Below are 1,451 nucleotides of genomic sequence, written 5' to 3' on the forward strand. Positions count from 1 at the left end.
GGTCGACGGCCTGCGCGGCGCGCGGGTCGGTGCCGCGGGCCTCACGCCGTCGCATCTCAGGCCCGCGTTGATCCGGAGGATGCGCACCGGGGCCGCCTCCTCGGGCGACGGAGGCGGGGACGTCGTGGTGCCGCCGGCCGCGGCCGGAAACGCTGCGTTCACGGTGAGGCCCCCTCGGGGAGGTGTGCCACGAAAAAGGAGCAGATCGGCTTTTCGGAACTTTACGGCTTTCCCGGACTGTGACCGCGCCGACGCGGCCCACCGGGGCGGTCGCCGGCGGCTGTTCCGGTGAGCCGTCCTCCGGACGCGCCGGCCGCGTCCCCGGAGGGCGGGAGGTCAGCCCGGGACGAGCACGGCGGCGCCGTGCACCCGGTCGCCCGCCAGGTCCGCCAGCGCCCGCGGCGCGTCGCTCAGCGGATACGGGCTGACGGTGACCCGGACGCCGGCCCGCGCCGCCTTCTCCAGGAACTCCCGGCCGTCCTCGCGCGTGTTGGCGGTGACACTGCGCAGGTTCCGCTCCTCGAAGAGATGCCGCCGGTAGTCGAGCACGGGGATGTCGGTCAGATGGATGCCCGCCACGGCCAGGGTGCCCGAACGGTCCAGCGCCTCCAGCGCCACCGGCACCAGATCACCGACCGGGGCAAAAAGGATCGCCGAGTCCAGCGGCTCCGGCGGACGGTCGTAGGCGCCGCCCGCGGAGGACGCGCCGAGACGCAGTGCCAGCTCCCGGGCCCGCGCCGAACGGGTCAGCACATGGACGGTCGCCCCCTCGGCCAGGGCGATCTGCGCGGCCAGATGGGCCGAGGCGCCGAAACCGTAGATCCCCAGCCGCCCGCCCGGCGGCAGCGCGCTGCGGCACAGCGCCCGGTAGCCGATGATCCCGGCGCACAGCAGCGGCGCCAGATGCGCGGCGTCCGCCTCCTCCGGCAGCGCGTAGGCGTAGTCCGCCGGGACGAGGGCGGCATCGGCGAAGCCGCCGTCCGCGTCCCAGCCCGTGTAACGCGACCGAGGGCAGAGGTTCTCCCGCCCGGAACGGCAGTAGCGGCACTCCCCGCAGGTGGCGCGCAGCCACGCCCCGCCGACCCGGTCACCGGCCCGGAACCGCGCGACCGGCTCCCCGGCGGCGGCCACCCGCCCGACGATCTCGTGCCCCGGCACCACGGACGGCCCGTGCGGCGGCAGATCCCCCTCCGCCAGATGCAGATCGGTACGGCACACCCCGCACGCCTCCACCCGCACCAGCAGCTCACCCGGCCCCGGCACGGGCACGGCCCGCCGCACGGGCACCAGCGGGCCCTGCGCCACCGGACCGGGACGCCCGACGGCCCACCCGGTCAGCGCCTCGGGTACCCCCGTGCGCACCATGCCTCCAGCCTGCGACCCGCCGACGGGACCGGCAAACGCGCCCCGGGGCGTGCGTGCCGGGGCCGCGATCGAGGAGTCCGCCGTCG

At 76.5% G+C, this 1,451-nt stretch carries 1 protein-coding gene; it reads right to left on the reverse strand.

The window, feature by feature from the left end; translation table 11 throughout:
• Positions 1–336: 336 nt before the first annotated feature.
• Positions 337–1,365, reverse strand: coding sequence for a zinc-dependent alcohol dehydrogenase family protein (locus AC51EU_RS30485; protein ID WP_496270326.1), 1,029 nt, complete (start codon positions 1,363–1,365; stop codon positions 337–339).
• Positions 1,366–1,451: the final 86 nt, after the last annotated feature.

Source organism: Candidatus Streptomyces philanthi (genome assembly GCF_059553635.1).